Here is a 17405-nt window from a genome sequence, read left to right as displayed (position 1 = left end):
TGGCCTTCAGTTTACATATGTTAGCCTGATTTCCAGAAACTCCAGACTTCAACATCTTAACCATGGCGGTCAGAATCGTCGGCATCGGTGCATCCGCCGGCGGAATTCCAGCGCTTGAAGCGTTCTTCTCCGCGGTTCCGTCGGACCTGGGTCTGGCTTATGTCGTAGTCCAGCATCTCTCGTTAGACCATATCAGCTCCATGGCGTCCATTTTGCAGCGCACTACCAATCTGAAGGTGGTTTCGCTCAACACGGTCGTGGTGCCGGAACCGGATACGGTCTACGTAAAGATGCCCGAGGTAGATGTGCGCGTAGAAGATCACGCCCTCACGGTCACCCAGCGAACGCAGGACCGCGATGCGGCTTACCTTCCCATCGACGATTTTTTATTCTCCCTCGCTCAGTCACGGACTGAGGATGCCATAGCCATTATACTTTCCGGAATGGGCACAGATGGAAGCCGTGGATTGCAGGAGATCAAGAGCCACGGCGGTATCGTGATGGTGCAGCACCCTGACTCCGCCCAGTTTGATGGCATGCCCCGCGCTGCACTGCGGCAACACCTCGCCGACATCGTACTCCCCCCGGCGGAGCTTGCCCGCCGCCTGGCACTCTTGGTGCGTTCCCGGACCGAACCGGAGGAAACCGGCAGTCTCGACGAACTAACCCAGAGCGAAATCATTCGCACCTTACTCAATCGGGTAAAGAAAATCTCCTTCATCGATTTCAATCGCTACCGTCCCGCTACCATCATGCGGCGCATCGAGAAGCGAATGCTGGTGAGCTCCTACGACGACCTGAGGGACTACATCGACTACGCGCTCGAAAATGAGGAAGAATTACTGACGCTCCGGCAGAGCTTCCTCATCGGGGTGACCCGTTTCTACCGCGATCCCGAAGCTTTTGCCCTGCTGCGTACCCAGGTCATACCCCAGATTTTCGCGAAGGATGAGGCCGAGGACATCCGCATCTGGGTGCCCGCTTGCTCCACGGGCGAAGAGGTGTACTCCATTGCCATACTCATCAAGGAGTATCTGCGGGAAAATGAACTCGATCGAAGCTTCAAGATATTCGGTTCCGACGTGGACCGGAATGCCATCATTAAGGCAGCCTCCGGGCTCTACGACGACAACATCGTGGCCGACGTGCCCATGGATCTCTTGCAGCGCTATTTTATCCACACTAATGCTGGCTTCCGGGTGCGGGACGATGTCAAGGAAAGCATCCTCTTCGCCGTGCAAAACCTGCTGCAGGATCCGCCCTTCATCCGCATTGATTTTGTCTCTTGTCGTAACTTCCTTATTTACGTAAACGGCGAAGCCCAACAGCGTATTCTGGGCGACTTTTACTTCAGTCTTAATGCTAACGGTACGATGATGCTCGGGCCCAGTGAGAGTCTGGGAGGGTTGCAGTCGGCTTTCTCGACCGTGAATCGCCGGTGGAAGGTGTACCGCAAGCGAACCGGGAACAAAGACATCCCGACCAAGGTTATCCCGCACTCTCTCGATACCGGGGTCGCCCGAAACCTGGGACTCACGATCGTTCCCCCGGAAAGCACCGACTTTCAGGACGAGCTTCCTTCGGCCAGGCCACTGCCGGTATCTACTAAATCGACCATGGATTACTACGCGCGTTTCCTCTCCGAGCGGTTCGCCCCCGCGACGCTTTTCGTGAACAAACAGTACGAGATTCTTTACCTCAGCGGTGACTTTTCCGGTATTCTGCGGTTGCCCCGCTTCAACGCGCACCTTTCCCTGCATACCGTAGTCTCCGAGCAGGCGCAGAGCTTGCTCATCACCGGCGTCGACCGCGTGTTGCGTACGGGCAAATCGGGGCAGTTCGAGCGGATAAACGTTTCCGAAACTCCCGATAATCCGCAATGGGTTCGGGTCCGGTTCAGCCTCCAGGAATTCGTGGAACTGGACCAGGCCGTCGCCATGCTGGAGTTCTTCAGCAACGAGGAAACGGAATCGGGGTCAGGCTACTCCCCGGGGGTGGACGACGAAGTATTTTCCGTTGACCGGCAACTGAAAGATAAAATTCGCGACCTGGAGTCCGAGTTGCTACGCAGCCAGCAGCGGGCCCAGAAGCTGTATACCGAGCTAGAGGCAACGAACGAGGAACTCCAGGCCAGTAACCGGGAGCTACTGGCCTCTAACGAGGAAATGCAGAGTACCAACGAAGAATTACAGTCGGTAAACGAGGAACTCTATACCGTCAACAACGAGTTCCAGCGCAAGAACGAGGAACTGAACGAGATTAATAACGACGTCAATAACCTGCTGAAGAGCACGCAGATCAGCACCATATTCGTCGATAGCAAGCTCCGAATCCGGCGCTTCACGCCCGGAGTAGGCAAGCAGTTTGACCTCCACGCGTCCGATCTGGGGCGCCCCATAACGTCCTTTTCCAATCCATTCTCGAACGTGGATATCGAGAAAATCTGCCACCAGGTACTCGAGGAAAACGCCCGGCACGATCAGGAAGTACAGGATCGTCACGGCAACTATTTCCTCTTGCGCATGCTCCCTTACCTGGCCAATCAGGATAAGCTGGAGGGCGTGGTGATCACCTTTGTCGATATCAATGATCTGGTACAGACCCGTCGCCGGCTCACGGATATGGCCCGTAAATACGAGTCCATTTTCCAGAATACCGAGGAACTCATCGTGATGGTACGGGAAAACAGCCGCATCGAAGAGATCAACCACGCGCTGGGCGGCCGGTCACGCGAGGAACTCATCGGCTCCTATTTTACGGACCTGATCGCTTCGAATCAGGACAAGGTTAAGTTCAGTGAAGGGCTGCGCACCACGTTCCAGGAAATGGAGGTGACCACCATTAAAACGATGGTCATCGGTAAGGGGGAAGAGAAATTTTACCTTAAGGTCGAAATCATCCCGATTCTCATTGAGTCTGACCAGGCCGGCATAATGCGGGACGTGGAACAGGCGACGATTATTATTCACGACGTCACCCGCTTCGAAGTGGAACGACAGGCTTCTACCCGCGTAATCGACCAGTACAAGCGGGCCCTCGGCTACCTTCCCCAGGACGCCGGAATGCTCGACATGGAGGAGCGTATGGTGCTGGTCAACCATATGCCTACCCACACCCGGCAGCCGGATGCCTACTCGAATCGGAAGCTACAGGACTTTGTTTCCGAGGAAGGCCTCAAGCGCTACCGGGAAGCGGTCGAGCGCCTGCGGCAGGGCAGTGTGGTAGAGGAAGTGGACTTTCGGGAAGAGGACCTGATCGACGATGCTCACCCCCGCAAGGTGCTATACCGGCCCATCTACATCAACGGTACCATGCACTACGTGACTTTCGAGGTCGTTACCCCGCCGGCTGGCGGCTGATCCCGAGCTTCCGCATTTTACTGAAGAGCGTCTGCGCGTTCAGTCCGAGGAGCTCGGCGGCGCCGCCCTTTCCGCTGACCTTCCCCTCGGTGAGGCGGAGTACGTGACGAATGTGGTGGCGCTGCATCTCCTCAAAATTCAGCGGCAGCAGGTCCGTCGGAGCGGCCGGATTCCCCTCGTTGGCGGGGTTCCGGTGCGTGGACCGGTCCAGCGTAATTTCCAAGGTGTCGCCGTTGCTGACGATGAGCGCCCGTTGGATCAGGTTTTCCAGCTCGCGTACATTTCCCTCGAAGTCATACTGCGTAAGCTTTTCTATGTCTTCCGGCCGTATACGAGGGGGCGGCGGTCCCGCGGGGGTATACTTCCGAATGAAGTGATTGACGAGCTCGGGGATATCTTCCCGGCGCTCCCGCAGCGGCAGGCTGTGAATAGGGAACACGTTGAGGCGGAAAAACAGGTCGGACCGGAAAGTTCCCTCCGCTACCCGTTCCCGCAGGTTGCGGTTCGTGGCGGCAATGATGCGAACGTCGGACTGCACGCTTTCAGTAGCCCCGAGTGGGGTGAACTCACCGTCCTGTAGCACGCGGAGCAAGCGGGTTTGCAGTAGCATCGGCATTTCCCCGATTTCGTCCAGGAAGAGGGTTCCCTCGTCGGCGAGCTCGAAGCGACCCAGGTGATCGTTGCGGGCCCCGGTGAACGCTCCGCGACGGTAGCCGAATAATTCGCTCTCGATGAGTTCGGCGGGCAGGGCACCGCAGTTCAGGATCAGCAGGGGGCGCCCGGCGCGGAGGCTTTTGGCGTGAATGGCACGGGCAATGAGTTCCTTACCGGTGCCGGTCTCACCCGTAATCAGTACCGTACTGTCGGTGCTGGCGACCTGGTCGATCTGCTGGAGCACACGGGTGTAGGCCGGACTGCGGCTGATGATGCGGGAGTCCTCGCCGGTCCCGTACTTGTGTTTGATCAGGGCGCTACGACGCTCCAGCTGCTTGGTCAGGCGTTCGACCTCAAGCTCCAGTTCCTGCCGGGTGCGCTGGTCCGCACGATGCTCGGTAAGGTCGTAGGCGGTGACGAGGAACTGGTCTTGGTATTCTACTTTCCGGATCGGCTTGATTACGACCCGCACCGGGGTGAGGGTACCGTTCTTTCGCTGGAAGAGCGTGTCGTAGGTGGCTGTGCCCCGCGAAAGCGCCCGGACCATATGCTGCTTGAGGGTATGCGCGTCGTTTTCGACGTCGACCTGGTCGAGAACGGGGAAGGTTTCCGAGCGCTCATAGCCCAGCTCGATGAGCAGCGGCGTGTTGACGAAGATGGCCCGTCCGTTACTTTCGGCACGGATCACGTAGGTGTCCACCTTGTCCAGCAGGGTATCGTTGTCGTCGTCGTAGCTGTTACGGATGATCTCTTCCCCCACCTTCGTCCGGCTGATGATGCCGCAGAGGCATTCGCGACCCTCGTAGGTGATGCGACTGGCAAAGAGTACCAGCGGCCGGTTGGAGCTGCTCAGGCGTCCCAAGGGCAATACGAGTCTCCGGGTGGACCCGCCGTGCTTGAAGCTCTGCAGAAACCCCCGGTACTCCGCCGGATTGTGAAATATTCCGAGTCCGAAGACGGAGCGGTCCATTTCCACCAGGTCCGGCTGCCCGGATACCTTCAGCAGCGCCTTGTTTGCGTTGACGATACTCCCGTCCTGCAGGGCAATGAAGCCCGGGAAGGGTACGGTTTCCAGGATTTGGGCTATTTCGTGCGTAGGTGACGCCACATGAGAAGGGTTCAGACAACTGCCGGCACGTCCCGGGGGGCGGGTCGGTCAGCCGATAAAATTCTTAAATATAACAACAACTCGAATAGGGCGTACGCTGAATTTTACGGGGTAAGCGCGTCCGGTTCGAGGCGCTGGAGGTACCGGGGTACGGTGAAGCGCTGGCCGTAACGTTCTTTCAGTTCGCCGCACCGCTCCAGGAAATGCTGTTTCCCGTAGCTGTGAATGTACCGCATCACGCCCCCCGTGTAGCCCGGGAATCCCCAGCCGTATACGCTGGCCAGGTTGGCGGCTTCGATGTGGCTGATGACCCCTTCCTGCAGGCACCACCCCGCTTCGATGACCTGCGCGAAGAGAAAGCGGTCCTTCATCCGGGTGCGGTCGTAGTCATCCTTGGTGACGGGAAAGTGCTCCTCGAGTCCCGCCCAGAGGCGGTAGTTGCCGTCGCTGTCGTAGTCGTAGAAACCGGCGCGTTTCGCGCGGCCGCTGCGCTCGAGCTCGTCGCGCATTTTGGTGAGGGCGGGGGCGGCGGGATGCTGCTTGTAGCGTTTGCCGTAGTGTTCGGCGGCCTGCTGCTCGTAGCGCAGTACCAGCTTAAAGCCCAGGTCGTCGGCCATGGCGAGGGGGCCCGTTTTCATACCCGCCTGCCGGCCCATGTTTTCGATGAGGGCGGCGGGGTAGCCCTCATTTAGCATGGTCACGCCCTCGAGGATATAGGTATTGAGTACCCGGGCCGCGAAGAAGCCCCAGGAGTCCTTGACGACGATCGGCAGCTTGCGGATGGCAATGGCGAAGTCGAAGGCCCGTGCCACGGTTTCGTCGCTGGTGCGTTCGCCGACAACTACTTCCACCACCGACGTCTGCTCGGCGGGAGAGAAGAAATGTAGCCCCACGTAATTTTCGGGGCGGAGACTTTCCCGGCCCAGCTCGGTAATGGGGATCGAGACGGTGTTGGTAGCGAAGACGGAGTACTCGTCAAGGTGCTCCTCCGCCTCGCGGGTGACCTTGGTCTTGACCGACTTGTTTTCGAAGACCGCCTCCACTACGATGTCGCATTCCTTGAAGCGATCGCTGGCGTTGGTCGGGGTGATGCGGTTGAGCAGCCGGTCGCGGTCCTCCGGCTGGAACGTGCCGCGCTCGATGTACTCGTCGATCTTTTCGGCGACGTAGGCCTTGCCCCGTTCGGCGATGGGCTGGCTCACGTCCTTTAGGATGACCTCCAGGCCGTTGCGCAGGCACAGGAAGGCGATGCCCGAGCCCATCATGCCGGCCCCGATCACCCCGACCCTTCGAGCTCGGAATTTTCCGAATCCCTTGGGGCGCCCCACGCCGCCCCGGACGGCCTGCTTGTCGAACCAGAAGGTTGAGATCATATTTTTCGTCACGGGGTTGGTGGCTACCCGGGCGTAGTAGCGGCTGTCGAGGCGGTAGGCGGTGGTGAAGTCGAGCTTACTGCCCTCGGCCAGCAGGTCGATGATGGCCCGTTTGGCGGGGTAAAGGTCATTGGTCTTGGCCGACAGGCGCGCGGTGAGCAGGCGGATGCGGTGACCCAGGTTTGGGTCGGCCGCCGTACCGCCGGGTATCTCGCCGTCGGGGTCGTCCCAGGTGCGGTGTACGTCGTGGTGCGACAGCAGCCACTTCTTGGCCTTGATGAGCATATCGTCCCGGTCGGTGGCGAGGGCATCGACGAGTCCGACCTTCAGGGCTTCCTGGGGGCTGTACCTCCGGCCTTCCAGCAGCAAGGGATAGGCCCGTTCGATACCGAGCAGCCACATCAACCGGATGATGGCACCCCCGCTGGGGATCAGTCCGATCTTCACCTCGGGGTGGCCGAGCCGCAGGTCGTTGTCGGCCACCACAATGCGGTAGTGACAGGCCAGCGTCAGCTCGAATCCGGTGCCCAGGGCATCGCCGTTGATGGCCGCGGCGACGGGAACGCCGGGCACTTCCAGGTCGCGCAGGAATTGCTTGAGCGACTGCGAGGCCTCGAAGGCGCGGGCCGGGTCGTCCAGCTTATAGAGGTAGTCGAGGTCGCCGCTCTCGAGGAAGTCCTTTTTGGCTGAAGTGATAATTACTCCGTTGAGCTTGCCACTGGCTTTTTCCTGCTTGAGGTGTTCGATGACGGGCGCGAAGGCCGCCACGATCTCGTGGTTGAGCAAGTTGCCCGATCGCCCGGACATGTCCAGGATCAGCGTGGCTATGTTGTCGGTGTCCTTGCGGTAGTGGATCATAGTCGTTCAATAATGGTGGAGACGGCCAGCCCCGCGCCGGCGTCGATGGTCAGGCTGCCGAAGGTCAGGTCGCGACGCTCCAGCTCATCCAGGATCTGACAGAGCATCATGCCGCCCACCGCCCCGAGCGGCTCGCCGAGGGCGATGCTGCCGCCAAGTACGTTGATGCGGTCCGGGTCGATGTCCAGGCGCTGCTGGAAACGGATGGAGGGGGCGGCAAAGCTCTCGTTGAATTCCCAGAGGTCGATATCGTCCCGCGTCAGGCCCGCTTGCTTGAGGACCAGGTCGCTCGCGTTGACGCCACCGGTGAGGAGGGTGGCGTCAACGGCCGACATGGCCACGGCCCGGATCCGCGCCCGCGCCTTGAAGCCCAACCGGTCGCCCGCCGCCCGGTTGCCCAGCAGGCAGAGGGCGCAGCCGTCGGCCGGCGGGCTCGTATTACCCATGGTGTGGTTGTGACTGACGTGATCGACCAGCGGGAAACGGTGGAGGGCCATCTCGTCGAAGCCGGCCAGGCCCATCTCCGCGAACCGGGGCGGCAGGTCGGCCAGGGCCTCCAGGTCGAGGGAGGCATCGGGCAGCACGTCGCGGTCGAGAATCGGCAGCCCGTTCTGGTCGGTGATCTTCTCCAGGCTGGGAGCGAAGTAACCGGCTTCCTGGGCCGCCGCCGCGCGGGCGTGGCTTTTGAGGGCGTAATTGTCCAGGGTGGTGCGGTCCAGGCCGTGGGTACTGGCCACGAGGTCGGCCGCGACGCCCTGCGGGATGTAGTGACTATTGATCACCGTAGCCGGATCGTTCATCATAGGCCCGCTGTTGAGGTAGGTGGGTACCCGCGACATCACCTCTATGCCCCCGGCGATGATCGTTTCGCCGTAGCCGGCGGTGATGCGGGCCGCGGCCAGGTTGATGGCCTCCAGTCCGCTGGTGTTGAAGCGGTTGACCTGTAAGCCCCCGCGCGCCTGTCCCCAACCGGCGTAGAGCAAGGCCGCCCGCGCAATGTTGTAGCCCTGGTCGCCGGCCGGCGTATTGCAGCCGATGACGAGGTCGTCGATCTCGGTGGGCAGGTCGTCCCGGCCGCTGCGCCGCTGGAATGCCCGCAGGCACTGGGCCAGTAGCTCGATGGGCTTTATCTCGTACAGGGCGGCGGGGTGGACGGCGCGGCCGCGGGGACTGCGCAGGGCATCGTAGATGAAAGCTTCGGTGGGCAACGGTAGCGGGCTTGAGTGAATGGACGGCAATATACAAGGGTTGAACGCGCTAGGGTGCGGCACGTTCTCGCCCGACCCCATCCTTTCCCCCCGTCCGGCTACCTTTAGGGCCTGGCAACCCCTACCGCCCGTGCACCATCCCCCCGGTCCCTACCGCTACCTGCTTTATCTGCTCGCCTATTTCGGATGCTTCGTGCTGACGTACTACGGCCTGTACAGCCTGGGCTATCTGGACCGTCTGCCCACGGAGGAAGGGCTCGTCAAGTGGGACGCAGGTTTCTACCGGTCCATCGCCGATAAGGGCTACGAGTACGCCGGCGGACAGCCCGCCAGCGCCGGATTCTATCCCCTGTTCGCGTACATCTGGCGCCTCACCGGGCTCTCCGGCGTGGGCATCAGCCTCCTCAACGCGGGCGTATTCCTGGCCGCGCTCTGGGGGCTGTGCGTGACCCTGCGTCCGCATCCGCTCACCCTGGGACTATATTTCTCCCTGCCCTTCGTGTTCTTTTTTTACACGCCGCTGTCCGAAGCCTGGTTTTTCGCCTTCGCCACGCTGGCCATCGTCGGGCTGTTGCGGCAGCAGCGGTGGGTGGTGTTTGCCGGCCTTCTGCTGTCCGGCCTCACGCGCCCCACCTTCCTTTTTCTCATTCCCGCCCTGGTCGGGATGGAGTTGATGCTCCGCCCGCCGCGGGAAGCCCTGGGGTGGGCCGTCTGGCGGAAGATCCTGTCCTGGTACCTGCTTCCGGTGGGCCTGGCCGCCGCCACGGTGGCGGTGATCCAGTACCTGCAGGTGGGTGATGCCTTCGCCTACTACCGCACCCAGTCGGAAGGGTGGGGGCGGCAGTTCGGTCTCCCGGTGTTTCCCCTGGCGGGCGGCGGGGAAAACTTCCTTTCGCGCCTGCGTACGGCCAACGTCTGGATCGGCGTGCTGGCGGCGGCTTTCGGACTAACCTGGCTGGTGCGCTGGCTCGTCCGCGGCCGGATCGGTACCGACCTGCGGCCGGTGGAACTGGTGGCCGTCATCTACCTGTGCATGTGCCTGGTCAGCATCCTCTTTTTTAATCCCGAATGGAAGTGGATGATGGAGGGGGAGTACGGGGCCACGGTGCTCACGGGCATCAACCGCTACCTGCAACCCAATCCCTTCCTCTTCATTTTCATGATTTTCCTTTTCGATCGCCCGCGCGGTCCGCTGCTGTACCTCGTTCCCCTGCTCCTGCTTACCCACCTGCTGTGGTTCGCCTTCGATTTCGATTATTACGAGCACATCCGCAAGTACCTGGTCATCTCCTACGTGACCTTTATGATCCTGCCCTACTGGGCCTACTACTACCTGCGTTGGAAACCCCTGGGGTACGCCATCATCCCGGCCGGTCTTTACTTTCAGTGCCTGATGTTCGTGATGTTCATGGGGGGGGTACACGTGGACTGACGCCCGCTCGTCGCCCGGGACCTTGCGTTGGTAGACTTACCTTTGCACCTGCGTCCCCGCCCCCTACCTTAGGAAAAAATTAGCCCGCCATGCCCCGTACCCGCCTGACCGCCTTCAGTCGCTTTTTGCTGTTTCTGCTCATCGCCCTGCCCATCGTCTACTTCGGGGCGGCCTGGTACAACGGGGAGGATCCCGTGGCCAACGTCCGCGGCTGGCTGGGCATGACCGACGAGGGCCTCGTAAACGAGCAAACCTACGAGGAACCCGCCGCCCGCGACCGGCCTGCCACCTTCGAGAACGTACAGGAACTGCGGGCCGAAAACGCCCGCCTGCGGGCCGACCTGGAACGCTGTCGTAGCGGAAAAGAGATCTGATGAAACGCGATCGCCTAACGAAATTCCGCTACGGCGTCCACGAGTTTTTCTATACCCTGCTCACCTTCCCGCGTGCCTGGCGCTTCATGCTCAATCACCGGCTGTGGAACGGGCTGCGGCAGTACGGCTGGGTAGCCCGCGGCCTGGTGGTCACCGGAGTGCTGATGGGGCTGTTCATGATCGGGGAGGTCGTGGACTGGTGGCAGAAGCATACCGACGACCCGATCTACAGCCTCGCGATCGGGGGCGACAGCCTGCTCCTCCGACTGGTGTACGATGCCTACGACAGCCTTTCCGACGGGGCGCTCAACTACGTCGTGCTGGTACTGCTGGAGGTGGTCACCTACCATTTCATGCGCCGGACGCTGCAGATCATCATCCAGAAGGACGTCGAGGAAGCCCACCTGTTCCGGCCGTTCCTGCAGGCCCAGATTCGCATGTTCAAGGTGCTGACCATGGGACTGATTCTGCAGACCATCATCGTGGACGTATTCGGTGAAATGCTGCCGGGTTCCCTGCAGGGCCTTTTCGCCGTGTTGGTGGAGGCCACCATCCTCGGTTACGCCATCGCCGACAACTACAACGAGCAGTTTGACCTGGGCATCCGGCAGAGCCTGCGGCACCTGTGGCGCCACCACGTCGCCATCTGTATGGGCCTGGGTATTCCCCTGTTCATCATGCTGAAGGTGCCGTTGTTCGGTACGGTTCTTGGTCCCCTGGTCACTTCGGTCGCGGCCGGTATCGTGCTGCGGGAGAAGAGCGACCTGCATCTGGTGGGCTACCGGATGAGCGCGAAGGAGCAGGAAAAGGCAGATCGCCGGGCCGCCAAGCGGGCGCGTAAGGAGGAGAAGGCCGCCCGCTCCCTATCTTGAGCCGTCTAAGCCACCTCCATGAGTAAAATTGCCGCCTGGTCCGTACACGTATTCACCGCTACCGGCCTGCTCGCCGCCTTCATGGGGCTGCTGGCCGTAAGTGCGGGGGAGTACCGGCTGGCGATGCTCTGGATCCTCATTTCCCTCGTCATCGACGGGGTCGACGGTACGTTCGCCCGCCTCGCCCGGGTGGAGGAGGTACTGCCCCGGGTCAGCGGCAAACAGATCGACTACGTCATCGATTTCTTTTCCTACGCCATTCTGCCGGCCTATTTCTTCTACGCGGCCATCGATCTGGCGTACTGGCCCCGCCTGCTGTGCACCTTTGCCATGCTGCTCTCGGGGGCCCTGTACTACGGCCTGGAAGGGATGGTGAGCGCCGACGGGAAGCACTTCGTGGGCTTCCCTGTGATGTGGAACATGGTGGTCTACCTGCTGGTCTTCGTGACGCCCGGCCTGCCGGGCTGGGCCCTGGTGGGCATCGTGCTGGCCTTTGCCCTGATGCACTTCCTGCCCATCCTTTTCGCCTACCCAAGCCGGGGCGGGCGCTGGTGGGTAGCGACCCTGCTGGCCACGGTGGCCTTTATCTCCTCGGCCGTCTTCAACGTGTGGTACTACCCCGAGCCGAGCCCGCTGTGGCGGGCGGTGTGCGGGGTGAGCGTCGCCTATTACGCCCTCCTGGCGGCGGTGGATACTTTCGGCGGCGGCGGCGGCGCGCGGGTGCAGTGAAGGTTAGGCAAAAGCGAGTACCTTGGGGTGCATGGCGCTGATCCGCTTCACGGTGGTATTTCTCTTTCTCCACGGGCTGTTGGCCGCGCAGGATGAGCCTTTTTTCATCAATGGCGCGGCGCGGCAGGTGAACGACAGCTGCTTCCAGCTCACCACCGCGGAAGAGATGGCCTCCGTCGGCAGTATCTGGCATCCGGAGAAGGTCAATCTCCGCAACAGCTTCGATCTGGTCATGGAGATGAACTTCGGCTGCGTGGACCTGCTCGGCGCCGACGGGATCGTCTTCGGACTGCAACCCGTGAGCGCCAGTATCGGCCAGCCGGGGGAGGGGTTGGGGATCGGGGGAATACGGCCCGCGCTGGGCGTTGAGTTCGACACCTACGAAAACGTTAACCGCCTCGACCCCGCCTACGATCACGTCGCCGTCATGGCCAACGGGGCGGTGACGCACTCCGGCGCCGATAACCTGGCCGGTCCGGTACGCGCACGCGCCGGCGCGGACAACATCGAAACCTGCACCTCCTTCCCCCTGCGCGTCACCTGGGACGCACCCGCCACGACCCTCCGCGTATACTTCGACTGCGAACTGCGCCTGGAGTATACCGGTGACATCGTCACCACCATCTTCGGGGGCGATCCCCTGGTCTATTACGGCTTCGCCGCGGCGACCGGCGGGTTCACGAACGACCAGCAGGTATGTTTCACCTTCAACTCCTTCGCGGACCGGCTGGCCGACGTGACCGTATGCCCGGGGGGACGCGCGCTGCTCGAAGTGTCCGGGGGGGAATCCTACGCCTGGTCGCCCGCTGCGGGCTTGTCCGACCCCACCGCCGCCAGCGTGGAGGCCAGTCCCGACACCACTACCCTGTACAGCGTTAAGATCTTCGACGCCTGCGGACTGCCGCTCCTCGATACGGTACGGGTGACCGTGGCCGGGGACAGCGCCTTCATCGACCTGGGATCGGATACCACCCTCTGCCCCGGCGAGAGCCTGGCCATCGATGTGACCGTTCCTACGGCAACCTACGCCTGGAGCGACGGCAGCACCCGCGGCGCGGTGGCCACGCTGACCGAGCCGGGCACCTACACCGTGACCGCCACCCGCACCGACACCGCCTGCACGACGGTGGACCGCCTTACCCTTGACCGGTATACGGTGCCCGAGTTACGCGTGCCGGCCGATACGAGCCTGTGCGACGGCCAGCACCTGCGGATAGCGGCGGACTTTCCCGACGCCAGGGCCTACACCGATGACGGTGTATTTTTCGATACCCTGGACCTGCAGCGCACCGGCCGCTGGCGGATCACCCTGGAGCATCCCTGCGTGGTCCAGTATGCGGACGTGGCGGTGACCGTCGCCTCCTGCCGCGCCTACTACGTGCCCACGGCCTTCTCCCCCGACGGTAACGGGACGAACGACCGCGTCTATCCGCAATCCAACGGTGACCTGTTGCGCATTCACCGCTTTGCGGTCTACGACCGCTGGGGCGGACTGGCCTTCGACGGCGGCGGCGGGGTGGCCGACGACCCCGGACTGGGCTGGGACGGCAGGGTAGGGGACCGCCCCGCGGCGGCCGGGGCCTACGTGTGGGTACTCGATGCCGACTTCCGCGACGGCAGCCGACGGACCGAACGGGGTTCCTTCGTGCTCATTCGCTGACGGGGCCAACCATGCACCGCTTCCGCGCGTCATTGTAGCTAGCCCTCAAGCTCCGCCCCCTTGGACCGTACCGTACTCTTTCCCCTGCTCTTCGTGCTCGCGTTTGTCGCCCAGTTTTTCGGCCTGCAGCGGTGCGCTACTCCTTCACCGCCCAACGGGGGCCCCCGGGACTCCCTCGGCCCGGTGCTGGTCCTGGAGGAGTCGACACCGAACTTTCAGACCAACTTCCGGCCCGAGCGGATCGAGCTCACCTTCGACGAGTGGGTGGAGCTGGACCCGCAGCAGCAGATCATCATCAGCCCGCCGCTGGACTACGCCGAAGGCCAGCGGCCCGAGCTGCGCCGCCGTACCCTGGTCATCCCCCTGGAGGGGGTGCCGCTGCGGGACAGCGTCACTTACGTGGTCAACATCGGTGCGGCGGTGAAGGACCTTAACGAGGGAAATCCTACCGAAAACCTGCGCTTCGTATTCGCTACCGGGCCCGAGCTGGATACCGCCTCGGTAAGCGGGCAGGTGGTGGACGCCTATACCGGCGACCCCCTGGAAAACATCGCCGTTACCCTGTACGATAACCTGGCCGATTCAGCGGTCTTTATCGAAAATCCGACCTACTTCGCACAGACCACTTCGTCGGGGGCCTTCACCGTGAGTAACGTCCGCCCCGGTGCGTACCGGGTGGTCGCCCTGGAGCGCAACCCGGCGGCGCGTGGGTACTACGCGGACTTCGGCGGACTCTTCCCGCCGCTGGCGGTAGGCTTCCTAGACAGCATAGTCACGGTGGCCGGCGGTGATACTCCCGTGGGCACTATCCGGGTCTCACCTATTGCCCGGGCCGTACAGGTGCAGCAGGCAAGCATCCAGAATTACGGCCTCATCAAGCTTGCCCTTAATCAGCCGGCCGCAAACGTCGATCTCCGGATCGGACGCACCTATCTCCGGGACAACTTCAACGATACCCTTCGGCTCTTCTACCGCGAACCCGCGGCCGATACCCTGTTGCTGGGTCGCAACGGCGAATGGACCGATACGGTGATCGTGGATGGACTGGAAGCCGGGGACGCCCCCCGGGAGCCGTTTACCGTCGTGGATCGTACGAGCGGGCGGGTGAACCCGGGAGAGGGCATCCGCCTTGTCTTCAATCGGCCGGTGGAGACGGCGGATACCGGTCTGATCCGGCTGTACCGCGATACGTTTCCGGATCCGGTGCCCTACACCATTGAGGTGGACACGGTGTACCCGGCGGAGATCCGCCTCCGCGCCGGTTGGGGGGATGCCGCCCCCTACCGGCTCGAGATGCTACCGGGGGCCGTAACCGACTGGTACGGACAGACCAACCAGGATTCCATCGTTCGCACTCCGACCGTAGACGCCCGGGAGAAGTTCGGTGACCTGACGATCACCCTGGAAAACCTGAACCCCACCATCGACTATCTGCTCCGCCTGGTGAACGAGAGCGGGGAGGTCATCCTGGGAACGCGACGGTACATCCACGAGCGTTTCGATTACGTCGCCGAGTACCTGAGCCTGCAACCCGGCACGTACCGCATGGAGCTCATTTACGACAGCAACGGCAACGAGCGCTACGATTCGGGCGATCTGCGGTTCGGGTTGCAGCCCGAGGCCGTGGAACGGTTCGAGATCGAGCCGCTACGGGCCAACTGGACGGTGGAAAAAACGATCGACCTCGAGAACAACTAGGTAGGTCCTCCGTTGGCAAGCCATACCAACGCACGTACTATGACGCTTCAGGAAAAGTATCGCTCCGTTCTCAATATGGGTGAGGACCTCAACGCCCGCAACGGCTACGTCGAGGAAGCCGACGGGAAGCTCCGGATGGGCGGTACCGTGGAAACCCAGCGGCAGAAGGACCTTATGTGGGATGAGATAAAGCGTATCGGTGGAGAAAATCCCCGCGATATTGAAGCTGATATCAAGGTGAGCAACACGAGCTATTACGCGAAGCACACCGTGAAAAAGGGCGACAGCCTCTCCAAGATCGCCAAGGTGTACCTCGGTGACGTGATGGCCTACAAGCAAATCTATCAGGCAAATACCGATGTCCTGGACGATCCGAACAAGATCTATCCCGGTCAGGAACTGAAGATACCCTTCCCCGAAGGCCGTACCCCTTCCTAGTTCGATTCAATACGACTATCCATAAAGCCCCTTCGGAAGCATTTCGGAGGGGCTTTTATCATCAGGCATTAGCCGAAGGTGTCAATATGGCACTCGAACCTGTTTTAGGGCGACAAAATGGCCGATAGCTGTAATTCTCATCTGCTGGTCCACCGTTTGCTTATGGCTTGGCGCGATATGCACCAATCTAAACTAGCTTACCATGCAACTGATGAATTATAACCGTCCCTTCCCGGCTTCCTTCCGCTTCTTCGACGACGCGGCCACTCAGGCCGCCCAGCGTACGCGCCCCGCGGTGAATATCAAGGAAACGGACGAAAACTTTCTCCTGGAACTGGTAGCTCCCGGTCGTGTCAAAGAGCACTTTTCCGTTGACTTCTTCGATGGCGTACTGGAAATCAGCTACACCACCGAAAAGACCGGTGAGGAAACCAAGGACGCCTACGTTCGGCACGAATTCTCCCTCCAGGACTTCAGCCGCAAGTTCAAGGTCAACAACGACGTGATCGACGACGAGGCTATCAACGCCACCTATGCCGATGGTATCCTGCGTTTGACGCTTCCGAAGCGCGAGCAGGCCGTCAAGACCGTCCGGCAGATTGCCGTAGCCTAAGCGGACGGTTCTTTCTTTTCGCCAGCCGCTCCCGACAGGTCGGGAGCGGCTTTCTTTTTCCTGCGCTCCCCGGGGGGTAGATTTTCGGCTTCCGAGTTGGGCGTATCGTCGAATTCCACCCGGATGGGAATGTCCCGTTCGCTACCGTACAACTTGATCTCGGTGATGTCGGCGGGCAGGTTGTAGTGATTGCTGTCGATGGTATTCTTGATGTCGCGGATGATCTCACCGCGGACCTGCAGGGCGCCGGCGCGGAAGTCCTTGGTGTCCAGCCAGAAATACACCTTGAGGTTGACCGTACTCGCCGCGAGCTCTTCTTCGGCCACAAAGCTTATGTGGTCGGGATCGCGGATGATCAGCGGGTGGGTGTCGAGGAGGGTCTGGATGACGTCCTTGGCACCCTGGATATCGTCTTCGTAGGCGATACCTACAATGAAGTCGTAGCGGATGAAGCCGTCGGCCGTATAGTTCTGGACGGGTTGGGTAAGGACGTCGGAGTTCGGGATGTAGACGTCCTTTCCGTCGAAGGTCTTAATGTGGGTGTAGCGGAACTGCAGACTCTTCACCTTGCCGAAGTGCTCCACTACCTGGATGGTATCGTTAACGTTGAAGGGGCGGTTGAAGGCCAGGATAATACCCGAAATGAAGTTTTCGCCGATGTCGCGGAACGCAAACCCCAGAATAACGGCGCTGGCACCCAGTGCGCTGAAGAGGGCGGTAGCGATACCGCTGAGGCCGGCGGCGCGCAGGGCCAGCAGGATAGCTCCGATAAGGATGAGGATGCGCAGGGTGGTGACCAGGAAGCGGCCCATCAGCGGATCGTCCATGCGGCTGAGGATCCGGCTGCCGAAGAAGCGGGCAATGGCCCGGGCGGCAAAGAGGCCTATGATGACGATAATCAGGCCAAGGAGCAAACCGGGGATGGCTTCGAGAAAATGATTCCACGCGTCGATAAAGACGCTGCTGAGGTCGCGTACCTGGTCTTCCATGGTCCCACAACTCCGTCCCGGCGTTCGGTGTTTGCGGAAA

General features: G+C 61.4%; 13 protein-coding genes. 9 read left to right on the top strand and 4 right to left on the bottom strand.

All coding sequences use genetic code 11. The annotated features are described in order from the left end of the window. Positions 1-62 precede the first annotated feature (62 nt). Entirely contained in the window at positions 63-3359 is a 3297-nt protein-coding gene (locus DQG19_RS04440) for a chemotaxis protein CheB (RefSeq protein WP_116124981.1), read from the top strand. On the opposite strand, the gene DQG19_RS04435 is transcribed toward DQG19_RS04440, so the two are convergent. The 3 genes from DQG19_RS04435 to DQG19_RS04425 all read right to left on the bottom strand — a co-directional run bounded on the left by DQG19_RS04435 (position 3337) and on the right by DQG19_RS04425 (position 8560). Next, positions 3337-5121: a sigma-54 interaction domain-containing protein gene (locus DQG19_RS04435; protein WP_116124980.1), complete on the bottom strand. Its 1785-nt coding sequence runs from the start codon at positions 5119-5121 to the stop codon at positions 3337-3339. The genes DQG19_RS04440 and DQG19_RS04435 overlap by 23 nt on opposite strands. A gap of 104 nt (positions 5122-5225) precedes the next feature. After that, positions 5226-7352 carry a 3-hydroxyacyl-CoA dehydrogenase NAD-binding domain-containing protein gene (locus tag DQG19_RS04430; RefSeq protein ID WP_116124979.1) on the bottom strand — a complete coding sequence of 709 codons (2127 nt, stop codon included), beginning with the start codon at positions 7350-7352 and terminating at the stop codon, positions 5226-5228. Next, positions 7349-8560, bottom strand: a complete 1212-nt coding sequence (locus DQG19_RS04425) for an acetyl-CoA C-acyltransferase (protein ID WP_116124978.1) — start codon at positions 8558-8560, stop codon at positions 7349-7351. The genes DQG19_RS04430 and DQG19_RS04425 overlap by 4 nt, the downstream gene beginning before the upstream one ends. Before the next feature lie 130 nt (positions 8561-8690). Here DQG19_RS04425 and DQG19_RS04420 point away from each other — a divergent pair, with 130 nt between their 5' ends. From DQG19_RS04420 to DQG19_RS04385, 8 genes are all read left to right on the top strand, one after another. Then, the gene (locus DQG19_RS04420; protein WP_116124977.1) at positions 8691-9992 is read left to right on the top strand and encodes a hypothetical protein; all 1302 of its coding nucleotides are present in this window, start codon (positions 8691-8693) and stop codon (positions 9990-9992) included. An 89-nt stretch (positions 9993-10081) separates the two neighbouring features. Beyond that, entirely contained in the window at positions 10082-10366 is a 285-nt protein-coding gene (locus DQG19_RS04415) for a hypothetical protein (RefSeq protein ID WP_116124976.1), read from the top strand. Then, positions 10366-11238 carry a hypothetical protein gene (locus DQG19_RS04410; RefSeq protein WP_116124975.1) on the top strand — a complete coding sequence of 291 codons (873 nt, stop codon included), beginning with the start codon at positions 10366-10368 and terminating at the stop codon, positions 11236-11238. The genes DQG19_RS04415 and DQG19_RS04410 overlap by 1 nt, the downstream gene beginning before the upstream one ends. 18 nt (positions 11239-11256) lie before the next feature. Continuing rightward, complete coding sequence (locus DQG19_RS04405; RefSeq protein WP_116124974.1) at positions 11257-11967, top strand: CDP-alcohol phosphatidyltransferase family protein; 711 nt, start codon at positions 11257-11259, stop codon at positions 11965-11967. A gap of 31 nt (positions 11968-11998) precedes the next feature. Then, positions 11999-13627 carry a lectin-like domain-containing protein gene (locus DQG19_RS04400; protein ID WP_116124973.1) on the top strand — a complete coding sequence of 543 codons (1629 nt, stop codon included), beginning with the start codon at positions 11999-12001 and terminating at the stop codon, positions 13625-13627. Between the two features lie 60 nt (positions 13628-13687). Further along, positions 13688-15325: an Ig-like domain-containing protein gene (locus DQG19_RS04395; protein WP_116124972.1), complete on the top strand. Its 1638-nt coding sequence runs from the start codon at positions 13688-13690 to the stop codon at positions 15323-15325. A gap of 39 nt (positions 15326-15364) precedes the next feature. After that, on the top strand, positions 15365-15763 hold the full coding sequence (locus DQG19_RS04390) for a LysM peptidoglycan-binding domain-containing protein (RefSeq protein ID WP_116124971.1): 399 nt from the start codon (positions 15365-15367) through the stop codon (positions 15761-15763). Between the two features lie 202 nt (positions 15764-15965). Further along, entirely contained in the window at positions 15966-16376 is a 411-nt protein-coding gene (locus DQG19_RS04385) for an Hsp20/alpha crystallin family protein (RefSeq protein WP_116124970.1), read from the top strand. Here the strand turns inward: DQG19_RS04385 and DQG19_RS04380 are convergent. After that, the gene (locus DQG19_RS04380) at positions 16373-17365 is read right to left on the bottom strand and encodes a mechanosensitive ion channel family protein (protein WP_116124969.1); all 993 of its coding nucleotides are present in this window, start codon (positions 17363-17365) and stop codon (positions 16373-16375) included. The two genes, DQG19_RS04385 and DQG19_RS04380, sit on opposite strands and share 4 nt — an antisense overlap. Between the last annotated feature and the right edge of the window lie 40 nt (positions 17366-17405).

Origin of the sequence: Lewinella sp. IMCC34183, from assembly GCF_003390915.1 — a bacterium.
Lineage (GTDB): Bacteria > Bacteroidota > Bacteroidia > Chitinophagales > Saprospiraceae > Neolewinella.
Note: the sequence above shows the minus strand (reverse complement) of the source record. Positions and strands in the feature narration are given on the sequence as shown.